Source organism: Bacteroidota bacterium (assembly GCA_016195025.1).
Taxonomy (GTDB): Bacteria; Bacteroidota; Bacteroidia; order Palsa-948; family Palsa-948; genus Palsa-948.
Map to the genome: position 1 here is coordinate 23566 of JACQAL010000037.1, position 17779 is coordinate 41344.

Consider the following 17779-nt stretch of genomic DNA (forward strand, 5'->3'; position numbering starts at 1 on the left):
GACAGTAGGTAACAATGCAAACTGCAATTGATATTTTATTTATTAATAATTATTTTCTTATTCACTTCTCCCCTATCAGCGATTATCTTCAGCAAATAAATTCCTTTGGGCTGGGAAGATAAATCAATCGTGAGATTCCTCGCTCCGCTCGGAATGTTACTTTGTGTCACTTTTTCTCCAAACACATTGTAAATTTCTATTTTATATTCTTTGCCTGCTGCCAACTGCCCGTTGCCGACTTGTATTTGAAATATGCCGGTGGTGGGATTGGGAGAAATTAAATGATTATTGTTTGCAGCGGCAGTTGTATCCTGCTGTTTATTTTCATTGGCAGAATTTTTTCCATAAGCAGTGGTAGTTTCAGCAACTGCCGGAAGAGGAACATCCACAATTTCATTATTGCCAGCGTTTGTGTTCATTCGGTTTCCTGCATTGGGGTCAAGGTGAGCATGAAAAGTGCAGCCGCCTTTTGCGTGAAACCCTTTCTTAAGAATGATTTGATTGCGGGCTGTCATTTCAACAGCAATGTTTGACTCAACAATAAAATCAGGAGTAGTGATTTTCGGCTCTGCAAAAGCAGAAGCGGTATAATAAGTATCAGTAGTTTCAGCAGGCGCAACTATTAATTTATCCTTCGCAAAAAAATCCTGGTCATATACAACATCCCTATTATATAAAGTAAGGTTGGGATTTTCTTTATTCCATTGGGCGGAAACTATTTCCGAAAGACCATAGAATAATGTGCCGGGTGCATGGTGCATAAAAAAATTATGATTGGGAGAAGAAGCGGAAGAATAACCGCTGAGCAAATAGGAATAAAAAGGCATCAGTATATCATACACACTTTGCTGGCTGCCGTACAAGCCATCAAATTTATAAAAGGGCATGTAGGCAAACGCTGTATGGTCAAGTGTTTGGTCAATGCCGTCTGAAGTTAAGTCATTTCCTCCCTGTACATTTGCCCAAAAAAATCCGGTTTGTGAACTATTGGAGCCCACATAAATATTCCTCGTAAGCGTATTGTGAAACCTGACCATATCATCGCTGCTGAATCCCCATACCTGACCTGTATTATATACTGCTCTGGGAAAAATCAGGGTGAAAACTGCATGATTGATGTCTTCTTTTACATGCCAATCGCAATCGGAACATCTTTTTGTGGAGCAATGGTTGTGTTGATTGCAACTCCATCCGGCATCGCTCCAGTAATATGAATTGGATGCAGCATTAACTTCTAAAAAATCTGATGAAAAACATTTGCTGGGACCAAATTCGCAATTATCATCTCTGAAATAGTCAATGCTGCTTTTATATTCTTGAGAAATGTGAAACGCTTTGTCCTGATAGTCCTGTATGTTCTCCACCAAGCCAATCAGCAGCAGAGCAGCGGCATAGGTTGATTGCATATTGGCAGGGAGAGGCCTGTCACCGTTTATTTTCTGTATGCCTCCATCACCCCATTCTTCAGCGTTAATAAGGTTGATTGTTTCGCGGACTTTAAAATCCAGCCAGGAGGCAAAAACAGAAAATGAATAGTTGGAAAAATTAATGCCGAAATTATTGTTACTAATTAAAGCAGTTGCAGCCGGCACTATTGTATTATGTAATTCCTGATAATAAGGCGAAGAAGGATAATTAACCATATAAACAAATTCCGCCATCGGGTAAATCACCCTGCCATCAATATATCGGGCGGCTGCCCAGTTATCTCCATTGTTATCTAAAATGCAATAACATGTCCAATATGGAACATTCTGCCCTGTCATTTGATTTGATTCATCATACCGGAGTTGTTGAATCTCTATACAATCGTTTATAAATTTTATAAGGTATGCTTTGTCGCCAGTTGTTTTATATAGGTTTAAATAGGTGAGTAAAATAAGAGCATAATAATCTCCAATAGCAGAAGCATCACTCGCATTCAATGTAGGCAATGGATATGTTGGATAGTAATTAGATTGGAAAAGTGGCAGTAACTTATCGTATTGTTCTTTAATTATAAACGCCTGATAATTTTGAGAATAATTACCAAGAGAGATTAAACATAGCATTACTAGAATAAAAATTGTCTTCATAATTATCTTGTGTAATAATGAGGATACTTGTCATCTGTTAGTTCCCAAATTATTCTCACTGAATGATACCATGAAAATGGACGTGGTTCTTGTGTAAAACTATCATGCGACCAACCACCAATAGTGTTTCCTCTGTAATCACAATATGTCCATTCTACAGCATCGTAGATACTTCGAATTGATTTTAAAACAAAAATACTCACTGTATCATTACTTAACTCTTCAACTTCGTAATGAAAATAATTGTTGTCATTTATAGGGTCTTCTTTTTCTTTAAATTCCCTAATCTTTTTCTTTACCCATTTAGGAATATCTTTTGGGTAATCTTTTTTGCACCCAGAAACAGATAAAACAAGCAATGCAGATAAAATTAAAATCATCGCATTGTTCAATTGCTTTTTCATAATTCCATTTTTATTTTTTATAATCACTAGAATGAAAATCCCATACTGATTGACGGAAAAAAAACAATACCAAAATTTTTTCCTTTAGTAACATCGTAAAATAAAAATTCATTCTTGTATCCCATAAATCTCCACATAGGAGTAAGCCCTGTTCTGAAAAAAAAACCCTGAGTAAGCGGTTGATACCTTAGGCCTATCCGGTAACATAACCAGAAATCAGAGCCCCACCAATTCTTATTGGCAACTAACAGTTCCGTAGTAATGCCCATTCCGGTTTCAATGTTCCATTTTCTTCCATGCATAAAAGTGATTTCAAAAGGAATAGTAAAAGTATAGGGTCGTCCAAATTGAAACGAACCATCTCGAAAATTCCATGGTGGAAAAAGAAAAAACGATGCATTACTAAAACTAAAAATGCCCGCACCTGCTCTCATGGATATTCCCCGCTTTCCTTTTTTAACCGTCCGGTCATAATTAATAAAAGATAGCACCTGACTATTACCCAAAAATTCAGGATATAATGCTTTATAAACAATTTTTGGTTTTGTAGTATCTGCCATATCTGTTTGCTGGGATTTTACTACAACTGCAACAGCAAAACAATAAACTGTTAATAATATCTCTTTCATTTCTTCTCTATTTTTTTTCCAGTTGTTCAATCCTTTTTTCTAATTCTGTATTCTTCATTCTAAGCATATCATTTTCCTTCTGCAAATCTATAATGTCAAGCGTGTTTTCTTCCACATTCTTAGTTATTCCCGCCATTGTTTTTGCCATGCGCAAGCCGTTCTTTTTTATTTCTTTTTCAGAATCAATTGCCGGCAGGTGTTTGTTCGTTTTTAGATACATTTCTTTTTCGGCAAAGTTCATTCTTTTATAGTTCGGTTCAAAAACAAAGTCGTACCACTGCCTGGTTGTGCTTTCAATCCATATATCTTCTTTCGCTCCTATTTTTCCGTTCACGGCAAGTTTATAATTATTCGGATTACCCTGCAGCAAAGAAGTTCCAATTCCCACCAATCCCGTTGTTCCATCCACATGCAAGCGGGAACCTGAAATTTCAATTTCACCTGCTACAGCAAGTTTTGACTGCGGGCTGTTTGTTCCAATTCCCACCATTCCTGTTGTGGAGGTGCACATGGTAACATTGCCTCCATTGCTGCCTGTGCACATAGCCACATTTTTACCGCACCAATAATTAATAAGCAAGCCGTTGCTCGGAGGTCCTTCCACTTCAATAATTCCGTTTGCTCCGTCAAAACCTGTTGTCATTACACTTACAATTTGGCTGCTGCCGTTATAATCCCACGAGCGATATAATCCTTGTGTATTGGTCGTAGGTTTATTCGGAACAACGCATTGAGGAAAAGGCGGTAAAGGCACGGGCACAGGTCCTCCCGTTTTCAAATTTCCGTTTGCATCCACTACTGTAAACCTATCCCCGCTCCCAGCCAGATTATTTACGGTAAGATTATTTATGCTCCCCGTTGTTTTCACCGTAAGCGTATTGGTCTGCACATCGGTGGCGGCAAGCACTCCGTTGCTCGCAAGGTTGCCGAGAATGGATGTGTTTCCGTGCACCTCAAGCACGGGAGGTCCGCCCGGCACAGGAGGCATAATCGGCATAGGAACAGGAAAGGGAGGACCGATATGCGTAATGCCTCCAATGCCGCCTACGCTCAAATCGCCTGCCGGAGAAATGCGCATGCGCTCAATTCCCATGGTTTTAAAAATCAATGGCGCCTGCACGGTTGTATTGCTGTAGCCGATAAAATCTGTGCTCGAACTTTGCGAAGTGGAAATGTTCCCCGTTCTCAGCCAGGGGCTTTGCTGGCTTTGGGTTTGCGCAAATGCGGTGAGAGAAAAAATAATGAGTGCGGAAGGGAGGAGAAGTTTTTTCGTGCTGTTTGTTTTTAAGGTGAGAAGAAAAAATTACCGGCTCAAATGTATGTGCTTTACAATAAAAGTCAATACCCGGCAGGCAAGTTTTAGACGAATGCAGTGAATTTGTAGACGAACGGGCGAAATTTATCGCTTGGCAAACATTTTTCTTATATGAATTTCAGGTTCTTAGAAAGAAAAAAATCGCACTTACTCTGCAGTGAAAGAGTTAAATCCATGAGATTGCAGACACTTGCCGAAAAATTATTCGCACTATCATGGAAGCCGCTGAGCGGGAAAAAAGAAATGGAAAGGATACTGGAAGAATTATCGGAAATGCTCACTAAACTTATGGAAGAAGAAAAAATAAATCAGGACGGTTTAGCGGCAAATACAAAATTCACACCGGGTTATATCAGCCAATTCAAAAATAAAAAATGCAGGAACCCTAAATTAGAATCGTTAGTCGAACTTGCGAACGGCTTTAAACGCAAAGTGAAAATAACTTTTGAACCCGAATACAACCCAACCAAACAGAAAAATAAAAATAGTTTCTAAACCATAAAAACCAACAACACAAATGAAAAAAATCATCCTCAAAGCCAGCGATTATGCGCGCTTCATCATCCTGCTGGCGGCTGCAAGCAAAAAGAACCTCCCGAAAATCTTACTGATTACCGACATCGGAAAATTAGAAGTAACCGTAGCCGTGAGCACCTGCAAAGGCATTGTTACCACAGGCGACCCCGATGCGGGCGGAGTAACTCCCACAGACGGCACGCTGCATGCGCAAGCCGACACGCTCCTGAACATTCACACCGCGCGCCAAACCAAGCCGCCCACCAAAACTGCCGATGATGAAATAAAACAGCGCAACATTGTGAACCGCACCTATAAAAAAATGGCGCTCTATGTGCAGGGCGTGTGCAACGATGTGGCGGTGGCGAACGGAGATGTTACGGCAGGCGAAACGGTGGCGCAGCGCACCGGCTTCGGGCTGAAAAAGAAAGGACAGCCCCACCCGCGCGACTTTGAATTTCTGCCTTCGGATAAGGGCAGTTTTCACGCGCGCGTGAAATCGACAGGAGCGGGGCACATGGTCTATCTATATGAATACGGAATCACCACTGCCGAAAATGTAATGCCCCCGGTGTGGGAAAAGCCCGTTGCATTACCTGTAACAGAACTTATTGTAAAGGGATTTGCCAGCGGAACCATTGTGGGCGTTCACTATACGGTTATACTGCCGCCAGCGCACACCAAAAAAACCAGCGCAAAAATATCTGAAACCGCTTCCATGAATGCCACCAAGTTGACCATCAATAAAGCCCGGAAGGTTACGGTTACGCATGGCTCAGATTTATACAACTTCAGCAACATACTTTATGTAAGAATCCCGTAAGCCCCGCAGGATTCGGTATAAACCCTTTAATGCTCCGTTCGCAGTATTGAATCCTCCTTTAGTAGCATTAAAGCATACGCTCGCAGTATTGAATCCTCCTTTAAGAGCATTAAAGCAGACGCTCGTAGTATTGAATCCTCCTTTAGTAGTAGTAAAGCATACGCTCGCAGTATTGAATCCTCCTTTAGTAGCATTAAAGCATACGCTCGCAATATTGAATCCTCCTTTAAGAGCATTAAAGCAGATGCTCGTAGTATTGAATCCTCCTTTAAGAGCATTAAAGCTGACGCTCGTAGTATTGAATCCTCCTTTAAGGGTATTGAAGCAGATGCTCGCAGTATTGAATGCTCTATTTCTTCTTTTCCAACCTGTCTAATTGAAAAGCCGCTAAATCATAATCGGGATTAAGGGCAAGGCAGCGTTTGTAATCATTCATGGCTTTTTGAGTTAAACCTTTGGCTTCATAGCACCTGCCCCTGCCGTAATAGGCGCGGAAAAAATTGGCATCCTTCGCCAGAATGGAATTGAATTTCTGCAATGCTTCATCCGGTTTTTTCTGCTCAAATAAAATGGCTCCCTGGTTGAAGAGGGCATCGAAGTGCTGTGGCGCAAGGACGAGAAGAGAATCATACACGCTCAGCGCTTTTTCATACGCGCCTGTGTTTTGCAAAAAATATCCTTTGTTATAAAACGCTTCCGCGCTTTTAGGTTCAATGCGCAGCGCGCCATCCAGGTATTCAAGTGCGAGCGGATTTTTTTTGCGCGCATACAAAACACCCAATTGCATGTAGGCGTTGTAATAATTCTGGTCCGCACGAATGGCATCCTGGAAAGAAGAAATTGCCCGCGCGGTGTCGCCTGTTTCTTTCAGTATCATTCCCTTTTGAAAATGAGCCGATGCCCGGGTGCGGTCAAAATGCAAACTGCGGTTGATGTAAAACATTGCCGTATCATATTTGCGCGCAAGAAAAAAAAGTTCGCTGTACTTGAGCAGCGCTTCGGTGCTGGCGGAATCGCATTTCATCGCCTTGCGCAGCATATTGCGCGTGTCTTTGGTTTTGTTCTGCGTGAGGTATAAATCGGAAAGGAAAATATAATTCTTCGCGCTGGCGCTGTCGAACTTCAGCACAATCTGCATGTCGGTGATGGCATCGGCATAATTTTTATGTTCGAAATAATAATGCGCGCGCCTGAAATATAAATCGGGATTGCTGCGGTCTTTTTCAATTGCCGAATTAATGGAGGCAAGGTCAGCAGCAATGGAATCGGTTGATGGTGGAGGGTTAATGGTTGATGTTGAATTGCCGCAGGAAGAAAGCGCCAGGATAAAAGCCCATCCCCAACCCTTCCCATTAGGAAGGGAGTTAGCAGGTAAATTATATTTAGAAAAGATTTTTCTCACCAATTTGAAGTCCTCCCCAACGGGGAGGAGAGTTAAAACTCTAACTTATAAATTAATTCATTTTCTATTTTTTCTAAGTCAAGTAACACTTTTTTTCGTCTTGGCGAACCGTCAGAGTTTCTGAAATTTTCTTGAAACGAACCACATTTAATAAGTGTCTTGTCACTAATTTCAATAAATGAAATTTGTTGCAAATCAAATTCTACTTTACGTAGGCGCGACCACGCTCCTCTCGAAATTCTTTTTTTTGTATACTCTGATAGTCCGCCTTTTACTTTTTCATGCCACTTTTGAAAAATTCTTTTTTCGTCATTGTATTCAACTTTTCCGAGAGCGAGTAATAGTCCGACTTTTCCGTATTCTTTTATTGCATTTGCAATTGCTTCGCTGTCATTCACGATAATCTGATGACTGCTTGTATTCATTGCATGTGCTTTGAAGTCAAATGGAATTTTGAAAAGTCCGTCAAACGAAACATTGTTGTAGCGTGGAGTTTGAAATTCAAAAATATCATTCAAATGTTTTTCGCAGAGATACTGAAAATAAAACCCAATCCATTCCATTTGCTTCCAATGAGAAAACTCACTGTCTCTCATTTCAATTATCGAATCTTTCCCATTCCAAACCTTTTGAATTTTTCTAAAACGCTTAGCTATTTCCTGATAAATCTTTTCAGGCATACTGTTCAGAGGGTTCAAAAAGGTCTAACGAATTTTTATTTTTCTTGGCTATATGATTGTGATTGATACGAGGGGTAAATTTGTAATGATAATTTTTGTCAGTCATCATTTTTATTTTATCTTCAATACTAATTCCGTCAATGCCGTAACCAATAGAATCCCATCCATCAACTTTTTGCCGTGCGAACAATTCTACTCTCGGCAAATCACCAAACAATTGAACAATCCTTTCCCGCACAATAGGAGGTTTTACAGAGTGCCCTATCCGTTGGTGCATTAAAATTTGAGGAACTGTTTTATCAACAGATTTTATGTGTCCACGCATACCAAGCAAACAAATTTCAATGTTTGATTTTGTGTAACTTCCCATTCCGCGCAATGGCTTTCCGTCTTTTTTTATTTTCACCCAAGAGAACGCACAAGTTTTATATTTGAAACCCCAAGCGTCAAGCACTTTAAAAGCTTCTGGCAATGCTGGCATTGTCGCCCACAAAAACAAAGCACAATTTTTATCCCGAAGTTCTTTCACATTCAATGAGCAGATTTGGTCGGTGCTCATTGTCTCGTAATGTTTTTCGGGTGCAAAGTTTCCACCGTCTTTTCCCTCACCCCATTTATATTTCCACGCTGGGTCAGCATAAATGATTTTATATTTCATCTTTGTTTGTTTTATTAAGTATGGTTTCCCAGTTGCACTCCGTATTCTTACTTGTAGATATTATTGTCACTACAGTATTTCACGCTACGAATAAATTGAACTCATTCTGCTTTTAAGAGCGCATCCTTTATTTTGTTTTCTATTTCTTCAGCCAGTTCATGATTATCATCGAACACCTGCTTCACCGCATCTCTCCCCTGCCCTAACTTTGTTCCGTCATACGAAAACCACGAGCCGCTTTTCTGAATAACGTTATGCAGTGCGCCAAGGTCAATTATTTCTCCCACTTTTGAAATTCCTTTCCCGAAGAGAATATCAAATTCCGCCATGCGGAAGGGTGGCGCCACTTTGTTCTTCACCACTTTCACGCGCGCGCGGTTGCCGATTACTGCTTCTTCTTCTTTGATTTGCCCTATTCTGCGTATGTCCAGACGAACCGATGCATAAAACTTCAGCGCGTTGCCTCCGGTGGTGGTTTCCGGATTTCCGAACATCACTCCTATTTTTTCTCTGAGTTGATTAATAAAAATCACACAGCATTTTGTTTTGGAAATTGTGCCGGTGAGTTTTCGCATGGCTTGCGACATCAGCCGCGCATGCAATCCCATTTTTGAATCGCCCATCTCTCCTTCAATTTCGGCTTTGGGTGTGAGCGCAGCCACCGAGTCAATCACGATAATATCAATGGCGCCTGAACGAATTAAATTTTCTGTAATCTCCATTGCCTGCTCACCGTTATCGGGCTGTGAGATGAGAAGGTCTTCGAGATTCACTCCGAGTTTTTTCGCATACGTTCTGTCAAAAGCATGTTCTGCATCAATGAACGCGGCAATGCCTCCTTTTTTCTGCGCTTCCACAATGGCGTGAAGCGTGAGCGTGGTTTTGCCGGATGATTCAGGTCCGTAAATTTCCACCACTCTTCCGCGCGGCAATCCGCCAATGCCAAGCGCCACATCCAGACCAAGCGAGCCGGTGGGAATAGCGTCAACTTTTTCTATCACAGCACCGGTTTGCATTTTCATGATGGTGCCTTTGCCATAGGTTTTTTCTAACTTATCTATGGTGAGTTGAAGCGCTTTGAGTTTTTCTTTGTTCACTTCCGGGTTTCCATCCCTATGGGAGGTTTTGGTTTCCTTTACGGATTCTTTTTCTTTTACTGCTTCTTTGGTTGCCATGATTTTGAAATTTAAAATTATGAATTATAGATTATGAATTTACTGAATTGGTTTCTAAAATTTGTTCCGTGTGATTTTCTGTATCCACATCGCGGATTATTTTTTCAATCTTTCCTTTTTCATCAATACTAAAAGTAGTGCGGATGATTCCATCGAACGTTCTTCCCATAAAAGTTTTCTTTCCCCATACATCGTAGTCCTTAATGATTTCTTTTTCCGTATCGGGAATTAATTGAAACGGAAGTTTGAATTTCTTTTTGAACCTGATGTGAGATGTTGAATCGTCCTTGCTTACTCCAAACACCTCGTATCCTTTTCTTTTCAGCGAAGAATAATTATCGCGCAGGTTGCACGATTCTTTTGTGCATCCGGGAGTGTTATCCTTCGGATAGAAATACAGAATCACTTTTTTTCCTCTCAACTCTTTTAAAGAAATAGTTTTCCCTTCTGAATTTACAAATGAAAACTCAGGCGCTTTGTCTCCTTCTTGCAGTTTGGTGGTGTGATGATTCACGATAAATATTTTTAAAACTTTCTCAAACAAGGATGGCGAACTTACGAAAAGGATGCCGAGAAGCGAGTGTTGTTAATAATTTTTCTTGAAGATAAAATCATACGAACAACACGAATTTATGCGAACGCTGCGAACAAACAGCCAAAACAATTCGCGGTGTTCGCATGTGTTCGCGGATTAGCATTACATTTTTTTTAATTTCCCGTAGTATTTGCACCACATTTTTATCCCGCACTCAGCGCATTTCGGATTTCTTGCCACACAAATATATCTGCCGTGAAGAATAAGCCAGTGATGCGCAATAGCAACTTTATCTTCGGGAATATATTTCAAGAGTTGCATTTCGGTTTGATATGGATTTTTTGCGTTCACAGTCAAACCGATTCTCGCGGAAACTCTGAACACGTGCGTATCCACCGCCATGGTTGGTTTATCATAAATCACCGAAGCAACTACGTTCGCTGTTTTTCTTCCCACACCGGGAAGTTTTACCAATTCATTCACATCGGAAGGAATCGTTCCGCCAAAATCATTCACGAGCATTTTTGCCATGCCCACCAAATGTTTCGCTTTATTGTTCGGATAGGAAATACTTTTTATATAGGGGAAAACTTCTTCGGGAGTTGCTTTGGAAAGCGCTTGAGCATTCGGATATTTTTTGAAAAGCGCGGGCGTAGTCATGTTCACGCGCACATCGGTGCATTGCGCGGAAAGAATCACTGATACAATTAATTCATACGGGTCGTAATATTCCAATTCTGTTTCGGCATCGGGATTATGCTTGGCGAAATAAGCGAGGACTTTTTCGAAGCGTTCTTTTCTGTTCATGATTTATCTTTCCTCTTAAAAATCCAAACTGAGTTTTGATTTTTCGGCTGTCGCTGCGCATCGGCATTCCAGTAAAAACTGCTGAGACCTTGGTCGGGAATATCCACCAATCCAACGATGGTATAATTCTCTGTTGCGTATTTGTTGTACCATTCAAAAATCCGTTTTGGCGAATCGGGCTTGCTGAGCCATGAAAAAGGAACATTCACAAAAACTAAATACAATGGTTTTGCTTTTTCAATTTCTGAAATCATTTCTTCCTGCATCTTCAGATTGTAGTCATGAATTTCCATCAAGCCATAGGTGTAAATATGTCCGGTTGCAGATTTTCTTCCTGCGTAAAAAGGAATCTGCGGCTCTGAGCCGAGCACGGCAATTTTATCGGTGTCGGAAGAATTTTCTTTTATGTATTTCGCAATATCCACCGATTCAATAAACGGGTTGGTTCCGTAAATGGCTTTGCAAAGCATTATTGGATTATCAGTGGAATAATATCCTTTGCTTTTGGAAAGGGTTATGTTGAACAGGAAAAATAAAATTACAAGAGGCAATGCAATTCCAATTGCTTTCATTTTTATTTTCTCTGAAATAAATCTTCCGGCAAAATCAAGCGTGATTCCTGCAAGCAAAGCAACAGCAGGCAATGCCACCACAAAATAATGCTGGCGGAAATAAAATCCCGGAGTGGTTGCCATGCATCCGAACACGGCAAAACTTATTGCAAGAATTTTTTGCTTCAAAGAGAACCTGGTGAATAAAGTAAGGACGATTCCAATTAGTGCGAGAATCCAAATCCATTTATTCTCTTCCCATATAGGAGAAAAGGTCATGTTCAGCAAATCTTTTCCCGATTCCCACGGCAAACCCGAAGCGTATTTGCCGGCATATTGCACCGTCCAGAACCAGAACTTGTCGAATGTTCCGGTGGCAAGCATGATGAGCAACACAATTATATAAGGAATAAAAACTCCGAGAGAAAAAATACTTGTGCCTTTTATAATTTGAAAAATAGTTGGTCGGGATTTGAAATCCCGACCAGCATCAAGCATTTGAAAAACCACAAACACAATTCCACCGAAGAGAATAAAATAAACCGCCTGCTGTTTCATCAGGAAAGCCATGCCGAGCATTGTGCCTGTAAGAAATGCAAATAGTATTTTTTTACTCTCTTCAAACTTTGAAAAGAAAAATAAAGCAAGCGAAATAAAAAACACGGCAAAGTGCGTGGCATGCGCGGCAAAGCCAAGAACATTCATGCTCATTGCCATTAAGCCGTAAAATCCGGCAGTGAGAATTCCAGTGAGCGGATTGAAAAACCTTTTCAGAGAGAAGAAAAGTAAAATCATTGTGCCTGCATTCATAAATAAAAATCCAATGTGAATTCCCCTGTACGATTCTCCGAAAATTGCCATGATGAGCGCATACATATAATAAATGCCGGGAAGTTTCATGTTGTATGCTTCGGTGTAAGGAGTAATGCCTTTAAGAATCAGTTGCCCCATGTAGGCATACTCGCCTTCGTCTCTCTCGAGCGGCATACCAACAAAGCGCCAGCGAATAATGCTTACCCAAAGAACAACAATGCCAAGAAGCAGCAAATAAAAATTATTGCTCTCAAGAAAATTTGAAATGGGCGAAGAAGTTTCGGTTTTCTTCTTGGGTGAAGCCGAAAGAGAAATCGGCTGAAATTTTTTCTTTTTATTTTTGCTCATACAATTGCGGTGCAAACTTAAGAGATATTTTAGCCACTAATTCAATTCTTAGTGCTATTTTTAATTTTGCATGAATAGTATAATGTTTCCCATCCTGAAAAATGCCATAAGGTTTTTTTTATTGCTCCCTTTAGGGCTGGGGCAACTTCTTGCCTTCGGCCAGGATTCCATTCTCCCTTCAGGGAAAGGGCAAAAACTTTTTATCAACGTAACAGGACATTACGGGTTCATCATCGCGCATAATCCGAACATGGAATATTTGATAAAACAACACATTGCCGCAGGAGAAATGGATTTTATTGTACAAACGAACGGAGAAAAAAAATGGGAGCGCACATACAAGAACCCAGAAAAAGGTTTTGGAGTTTTCTTTGCTGATTTCGGAAATCCTGAACAACTCGGGCAGGGCGTTTCAATTTTTCCTTTCATTAATTTTCCTCTGAATCCGAATAGAAAATTCAAATTATACATCCGCTCGAGCGATGGAATCGGCTACATTACGAAACCTTATAACAGAATTGAAAATCACAAGAACAATATTATTGGCTCGCATGTAAATGCGTTTGTTAATCTGCGGTTGAACACGGTTTTTTATCCTGCAAAAAAAATACGGATGGAAACCGGAATCGGGCTCACGCATTTTTCCAACGGCTCGTATGCAAAACCAAATCTTGGAATCAATCTTGCTACTGTGAGTTTGGGAATCAGTTTTCAGAAACAGGAAATCAGTGCCCGGAAAAAATTTTCCGATACTTCCGCTTATAAAAAATATACACTCACGCTCATAGCAGCAGCAGGACCAAATGAAACCAGTCCGCCAAACGGAAACAAATATGCGGGCTATATGTTTTCCGCAAGCGGATGGAAACAGAGTTCCGCGAAAAGCAAATTCGGAATCGGGCTTGAAGCATTTTATGAGTTTTCAAATATTGAAGATGCAAAGCGCGATACTTCTTTCGACACAAGCAAGCCGCTGAATAACCTGCAAGTCGGTTTAAAGTTCGGCTATGAATTAGTGATTGGAAAAATTTCTCTGCCGCTGGAGCAAGGCGTGTATTTATTTTCAAAGACAACCCTTGACGGACGCATTTATCACAGAATCGGAATCAGATATCACATAAACAAACATCTCATCATCAACTATACGCTGAAAACTCAATGGGCAACTGCAGAAAATCTAGAGTTCGGAATTGGTTACAGGTTTTAATTTTTTTCTACCCCCTGTCAGATACAAAACCTTTAAACGAGAAACTTTTCCCAAAAATTCCGGCTGTGAACTCAAAGATAATTTGAAAGAAGCGCGATTGAAATATTCGGGAACACGAACATAAAAAGTATACTCATTATTCTCACCGAAAGGAGAAATTGCATTCAGAAGACGGATTTTATTCTGCTTGACAGAATCACCCGCTTGCAATTCCGAAACAAGAAATCCTCCCCACGTTCCTTTTTCAATTCTGATGGAAGATTCTACTTTCAGCCAAGCATCCGAATTGTTTGTCTTTTCTGAAGCGGAATCTAATTTTATTTGAAACAATATTGCAGATGAATATTCCGGAAAAGAAATGCTGTGAACGCTGTCAACTTGCGCAAGAAGCTTTTTCTGATAATTCGTTTCGTCATAAAGCCGTTCATCGGTGTCAAGCAAACTCATATCAAGTGGTGAAGGATGGAAATTCAGATAAATGCCCTCGTAATATTTCCGGTTCATGTCATTATAATGAAGAATTGTTTTATTGTATTGCACTATTTGAAACAGGTTTACAAAAATCAAATATCCTCCTGCGCCATACAAAAAATATTTCCATCTGGTGAAATTTATTTTCTGAATGAGGGCACCGAGCGCCAGAGCGAAAACAGGATAACTCTGCACCAATGCGCGGCAGGAATAACTCGCACCGTATCTCCAGTCATACCATGAAATAATTATCCAGATGTTCAGCATTGAAAAAGTAATCACAGAATTTTTGAACGGAAATTTTTTTACAAAGAATAATCCTGCAACAAACAAAATCGCAACAGGAGTATAAATAAACCAACCTTTTTCCCATCCGAACAGCACGCGGAAAAACGGATTCAGAAACACCCACTTGCTGCCCACATCATAAATAAAAGAACCCGAAGTAATTTTCCAGTAGAGCAATTGCGGAAGAACGCCAATAAATCCGGCAATCGCAACGTAAACTACATGTAATTTATTTTCGCGCACTAATTTCCATTTTGCTTTTGACATTTCATTTTTGTGCGTGTTCCAGAGCAATGGAATGAAAAAAATAATTATTTCTGTTGGGCGGCAGATAGTTGCAAGCCCTATCGTAAATCCCGTAACGCACGCCCAAAATATTTTTGGCTTCTCATGCCATTTTATGGTGCAATAGATTACAAGAACATAAAGTGGAAAAATAAAACTATGACTCATAGCGCCATCTACAGAAACATATTGAATAAAATTGCTCGCCAGCAGAAGCAGCAGCAATGTAACCGCAACGGTTGCGTCATCAAAGAAGCGCAGCAAAACTTTTCGCAGAAGAAACATCGCCAAAATACAGTAAACTACTGCGGCAATGGCAATAGCATATTGGTATGGTGGAGAAAAGCCGTCTTGTTTATATCCAAATATTTTTGCAGATAGATGTCCAAGTAAAAAGAAAGGACTTTGAAGCAGCGCAACTCCGCCAAAATAATTGAATACATAATTTCCATTATCACTTTTATCCGCCTGATAAAATTTTCCGCCTGATACGGAATAAACGCTGTCTATCTTAGGAAACCATTTTAATTCGGAAACATCTTTGTAAATAAATGTTGATGGCAGATAAAAATAATATCCCAATGCATCCCATGTGGTGCACACAAATGGTTTTGGAGTATCAAGTTTGAAATAAGAAACACGATAAGTAAATAATACAGCGCTTGCAAGGATACAAGCAAGAAGCGAAAATTTTTTCTTCATTGCTGTCTGTCAAAAAGTTTTTCCAGTTCAGGAGTAATGTTGCGGAATCTTTCTTTGCCAACTCCCCGCTTCTTTAATTCATTTACATATTTAACGGCTTCCTTTTCATTTCCGTTTTTCGAATAAAAGTTTGCGAGATTGAAATATCCTTCCACATAATCGGGCTTCATGTGGATTACTTTTTTCATAGTGCTTTCCGCTTCTGAGTTTTTTCCCTGCAGCGCAAGAACAATGGCAAGATTATTATACGCATCAATAAAAGTTGAATCTGCCTGAACCGTTTTGCGCCACATTTTTTCCGCTTCGGATTTTCTTCCGGTCTGATAATAAAGCAAACCAAGATTGTAGAGCACTTGTTTGTCGGAAGAATCTTTTTTAAATTTTTCAAGCAAAGATTTCTCGGCATCTTCAGCAGAAATTTTCATTGGCTGCGAAACTTCTGTTGGCGGTTTTCTCGTAAGCATTCCTGAAATCTTTTCAAACTCCTGCTGCTTTCCGGTTTTTTTATATAGCAAGGCGAGTTGTTCCAGCGTAGCAGGATTTGCATTTATATCAATTGCTTTTTTGAAATACGTTTCTGCCTTTTCATTTTCATTTCTTCCCATGCAAATCACCCCGAGATTATGAAATGCCTGCGCGTTCGAGGGATTTAAATTTATTTCGGTAAGGTATTCTTTCTCGGCAGAATCTTTTTTTCCCCACGTATCGTAAATCACTCCGAGATTATTGTGCAAATCCTTTTCATGCGGATTGAGTTCGAGCGCTTTCAAATATTCTCCTGCTGCATTCTTCAGAAGGTTTTTATCCTGTGCCGCCTTGTCCTGAAAATAAATTCCAAGGTTACGGTGCGCAAGCGAAGAGGAAGGAGAATTGTTTACGGCATTGTCCAGAAAATTTTTTGTATCGCTGAAAGTTTTTTCATGCTGAAAAGTCAAGCCAAAGAAAAAGAGCAGAAAAATTATAGCAGACACTTTGTATTGAATTTTATCAAAAGAGAAATTTTTAATCCAATCCATTTCGGAAAGGAAAAATAAAATCCCAACCATAGGGAGATACATTCGATGCTCGTAAAACTGCTGAATTCGGAATTCGCTCGTGCGAATAAAAGTCGGAAGAAGAAAAATTACAAACCAAATTATTCCAAACAAAATCCAATCTTTTCTTTTCTTCTTTGAAAGAAAAAATAAAACAGAAAATAATACAAGCGCAAAAATTCCGAATAAGAAAGAAGTATCCTTCATCACCGGCATGACGGAGAGATTGAACGGAAGCAGAATTTTTCCTATGTACTGAACAATTGCCGGAAAGTTTTCCGCCATACTCGAAATCATTCCTGAAAAATCTTTATGCGGCTGGCCTTTGAGAGCCGCATGGCGCATGACAAACCAAAGTGCAGATACAGAAAACCATCCTATGAGAAAAATCTTTTTATTGTACGAAATAAATTTTTCTTTTCGGATGAAATGAAGATAGTAAAGGCAAACGGCAATTAATCCCACGGCAATTTCTTTTGTGTAAAGAGCCAGCGCAAAAAAGAAAATACTCAGCACATAATGCTTGCGCTGCTGACTTTCTATAAAATCACGAAAAAAAAGAAACGAGCCGATTGAAAAAATAGTTACTAAAATATCTACAACACCCGGCACCCACGCAACCGCCTGCGCAAATAAAGGATGAACTAAAAAAAATAAAGACAGAAGCAAAGAAGTTTTCGTGGCACTATTTAACCGTACAAGCAAAATAAAAATCAGGTAAGCCGCAAGCAAATGCAAAAGCAGTGAAGAAAAATGATAGACAAAAAGATTTTCTTTTCCGATTTGCGCATTCAGAATAAACCAAACTGTTTCCATCGGGCGGTAAAAAACATCGGAGCCGTTGATGAAGACGGTTTTCTTAAAAGCATCTGAAATGTTTGAAAGATGGCTGATGTAATTCTGATTTTCCAGAATGAGCGTGTTGTCATCAAAGTTGGTATACTCAAATGAAAAAGTCCGGGCATAAAGCAAAATTCCAACTATAGAAATGATAAACAGCGGATGCAGTTTCTTATTCATTTACGGGCAAAGGTACAGATATGCATGAATGTTTGTATATT

General features: G+C 39.8%; 16 protein-coding genes. 3 read left to right on the forward strand and 13 right to left on the reverse strand.

The annotated features are described in order from the left end of the window. Positions 1-35: 35 nt before the first annotated feature. From HY063_07505 to HY063_07520, 4 genes are all read right to left on the reverse strand, one after another. Positions 36-1934, reverse strand: a complete 1899-nt coding sequence (locus tag HY063_07505) for a T9SS type A sorting domain-containing protein (protein MBI3501624.1) — start codon at positions 1932-1934, stop codon at positions 36-38. 143 nt (positions 1935-2077) lie between these two features. Further along, a complete protein-coding gene (locus HY063_07510; GenBank protein ID MBI3501625.1) occupies positions 2078-2479 on the reverse strand; it encodes a hypothetical protein in 402 nt (133 codons plus the stop codon). Between the two features lie 26 nt (positions 2480-2505). Further along, on the reverse strand, positions 2506-3108 hold the full coding sequence (locus HY063_07515; protein MBI3501626.1) for a hypothetical protein: 603 nt from the start codon (positions 3106-3108) through the stop codon (positions 2506-2508). A gap of 7 nt (positions 3109-3115) precedes the next feature. Beyond that, complete coding sequence (locus tag HY063_07520; GenBank protein MBI3501627.1) at positions 3116-4201, reverse strand: hypothetical protein; 1086 nt, start codon at positions 4199-4201, stop codon at positions 3116-3118. Positions 4202-4597: 396 nt separating this feature from the next. Between HY063_07520 and HY063_07525 the strand changes: the two genes are divergently transcribed. Continuing rightward, a complete protein-coding gene (locus HY063_07525) occupies positions 4598-4918 on the forward strand; it encodes a helix-turn-helix transcriptional regulator (GenBank protein MBI3501628.1) in 321 nt (106 codons plus the stop codon). A gap of 22 nt (positions 4919-4940) precedes the next feature. Further along, positions 4941-5762, forward strand: coding sequence for a hypothetical protein (locus tag HY063_07530; GenBank protein ID MBI3501629.1), 822 nt, complete (start codon positions 4941-4943; stop codon positions 5760-5762). Between the two features lie 349 nt (positions 5763-6111). On the opposite strand, the gene HY063_07535 is transcribed toward HY063_07530, so the two are convergent. From HY063_07535 to HY063_07565, 7 genes are all read right to left on the reverse strand, one after another. After that, on the reverse strand, positions 6112-7164 hold the full coding sequence (locus HY063_07535; GenBank protein ID MBI3501630.1) for a tetratricopeptide repeat protein: 1053 nt from the start codon (positions 7162-7164) through the stop codon (positions 6112-6114). Between the two features lie 32 nt (positions 7165-7196). Further along, entirely contained in the window at positions 7197-7844 is a 648-nt protein-coding gene (locus HY063_07540) for a hypothetical protein (protein ID MBI3501631.1), read from the reverse strand. After that, a complete protein-coding gene (locus tag HY063_07545; protein ID MBI3501632.1) occupies positions 7837-8502 on the reverse strand; it encodes a DNA methyltransferase in 666 nt (221 codons plus the stop codon). The genes HY063_07540 and HY063_07545 overlap by 8 nt, the downstream gene beginning before the upstream one ends. Positions 8503-8603: 101 nt before the next feature. Beyond that, positions 8604-9677: a recombinase RecA gene (gene recA / locus HY063_07550; GenBank protein MBI3501633.1), complete on the reverse strand. Its 1074-nt coding sequence runs from the start codon at positions 9675-9677 to the stop codon at positions 8604-8606. 31 nt (positions 9678-9708) lie between these two features. Further along, complete coding sequence (bcp, locus tag HY063_07555) at positions 9709-10191, reverse strand: thioredoxin-dependent thiol peroxidase (GenBank protein MBI3501634.1); 483 nt, start codon at positions 10189-10191, stop codon at positions 9709-9711. A 183-nt stretch (positions 10192-10374) separates the two neighbouring features. Beyond that, positions 10375-11019, reverse strand: coding sequence for an endonuclease III (gene nth / locus HY063_07560; GenBank protein ID MBI3501635.1), 645 nt, complete (start codon positions 11017-11019; stop codon positions 10375-10377). Beyond that, the gene (locus HY063_07565) at positions 11016-12731 is read right to left on the reverse strand and encodes a glycosyltransferase family 39 protein (protein MBI3501636.1); all 1716 of its coding nucleotides are present in this window, start codon (positions 12729-12731) and stop codon (positions 11016-11018) included. The genes nth and HY063_07565 overlap by 4 nt, the downstream gene beginning before the upstream one ends. A 70-nt stretch (positions 12732-12801) precedes the next feature. On the opposite strand from HY063_07565, the gene HY063_07570 reads away from it, so the two are divergent. Next, complete coding sequence (locus HY063_07570; protein MBI3501637.1) at positions 12802-13938, forward strand: acyloxyacyl hydrolase; 1137 nt, start codon at positions 12802-12804, stop codon at positions 13936-13938. Here HY063_07570 and HY063_07575 read toward each other — a convergent pair. Both HY063_07575 and HY063_07580 read right to left on the reverse strand, forming a co-directional pair. Further along, the gene (locus HY063_07575; protein ID MBI3501638.1) at positions 13909-15684 is read right to left on the reverse strand and encodes a glycosyltransferase family 39 protein; all 1776 of its coding nucleotides are present in this window, start codon (positions 15682-15684) and stop codon (positions 13909-13911) included. The genes HY063_07570 and HY063_07575 overlap by 30 nt on opposite strands. Beyond that, the gene (locus tag HY063_07580) at positions 15681-17738 is read right to left on the reverse strand and encodes a tetratricopeptide repeat protein (GenBank protein MBI3501639.1); all 2058 of its coding nucleotides are present in this window, start codon (positions 17736-17738) and stop codon (positions 15681-15683) included. The genes HY063_07575 and HY063_07580 overlap by 4 nt, the downstream gene beginning before the upstream one ends. Positions 17739-17779: the final 41 nt, after the last annotated feature.

Bases quoted from the DNA above. Each gene is read 5' to 3' on its own strand.
- HY063_07510 (MBI3501625.1), bottom strand. From the start codon at position 2,479: ATGAAAAAGCAATTGAACAATGCGATGATTTTAATTTTATCTGCATTG.
- HY063_07515 (MBI3501626.1), bottom strand. From the start codon at position 3,108: ATGAAAGAGATATTATTAACAGTTTATTGTTTTGCTGTTGCAGTTGTA.
- HY063_07520 (MBI3501627.1), bottom strand. From the start codon at position 4,201: ATGGGAATTGAGCGCATGCGCATTTCTCCGGCAGGCGATTTGAGCGTA.
- HY063_07525 (MBI3501628.1), top strand. From the start codon at position 4,598: ATGAGATTGCAGACACTTGCCGAAAAATTATTCGCACTATCATGGAAG.
- HY063_07530 (MBI3501629.1), top strand. From the start codon at position 4,941: ATGAAAAAAATCATCCTCAAAGCCAGCGATTATGCGCGCTTCATCATC.
- HY063_07540 (MBI3501631.1), bottom strand. From the start codon at position 7,844: ATGCCTGAAAAGATTTATCAGGAAATAGCTAAGCGTTTTAGAAAAATT.
- HY063_07545 (MBI3501632.1), bottom strand. From the start codon at position 8,502: ATGAAATATAAAATCATTTATGCTGACCCAGCGTGGAAATATAAATGG.
- recA (MBI3501633.1), bottom strand. From the start codon at position 9,677: ATGGCAACCAAAGAAGCAGTAAAAGAAAAAGAATCCGTAAAGGAAACC.
- nth (MBI3501635.1), bottom strand. From the start codon at position 11,019: ATGAACAGAAAAGAACGCTTCGAAAAAGTCCTCGCTTATTTCGCCAAG.
- HY063_07565 (MBI3501636.1), bottom strand. From the start codon at position 12,731: ATGAGCAAAAATAAAAAGAAAAAATTTCAGCCGATTTCTCTTTCGGCT.
- HY063_07570 (MBI3501637.1), top strand. From the start codon at position 12,802: ATGAATAGTATAATGTTTCCCATCCTGAAAAATGCCATAAGGTTTTTT.
- HY063_07575 (MBI3501638.1), bottom strand. From the start codon at position 15,684: ATGAAGAAAAAATTTTCGCTTCTTGCTTGTATCCTTGCAAGCGCTGTA.
- HY063_07580 (MBI3501639.1), bottom strand. From the start codon at position 17,738: ATGAATAAGAAACTGCATCCGCTGTTTATCATTTCTATAGTTGGAATT.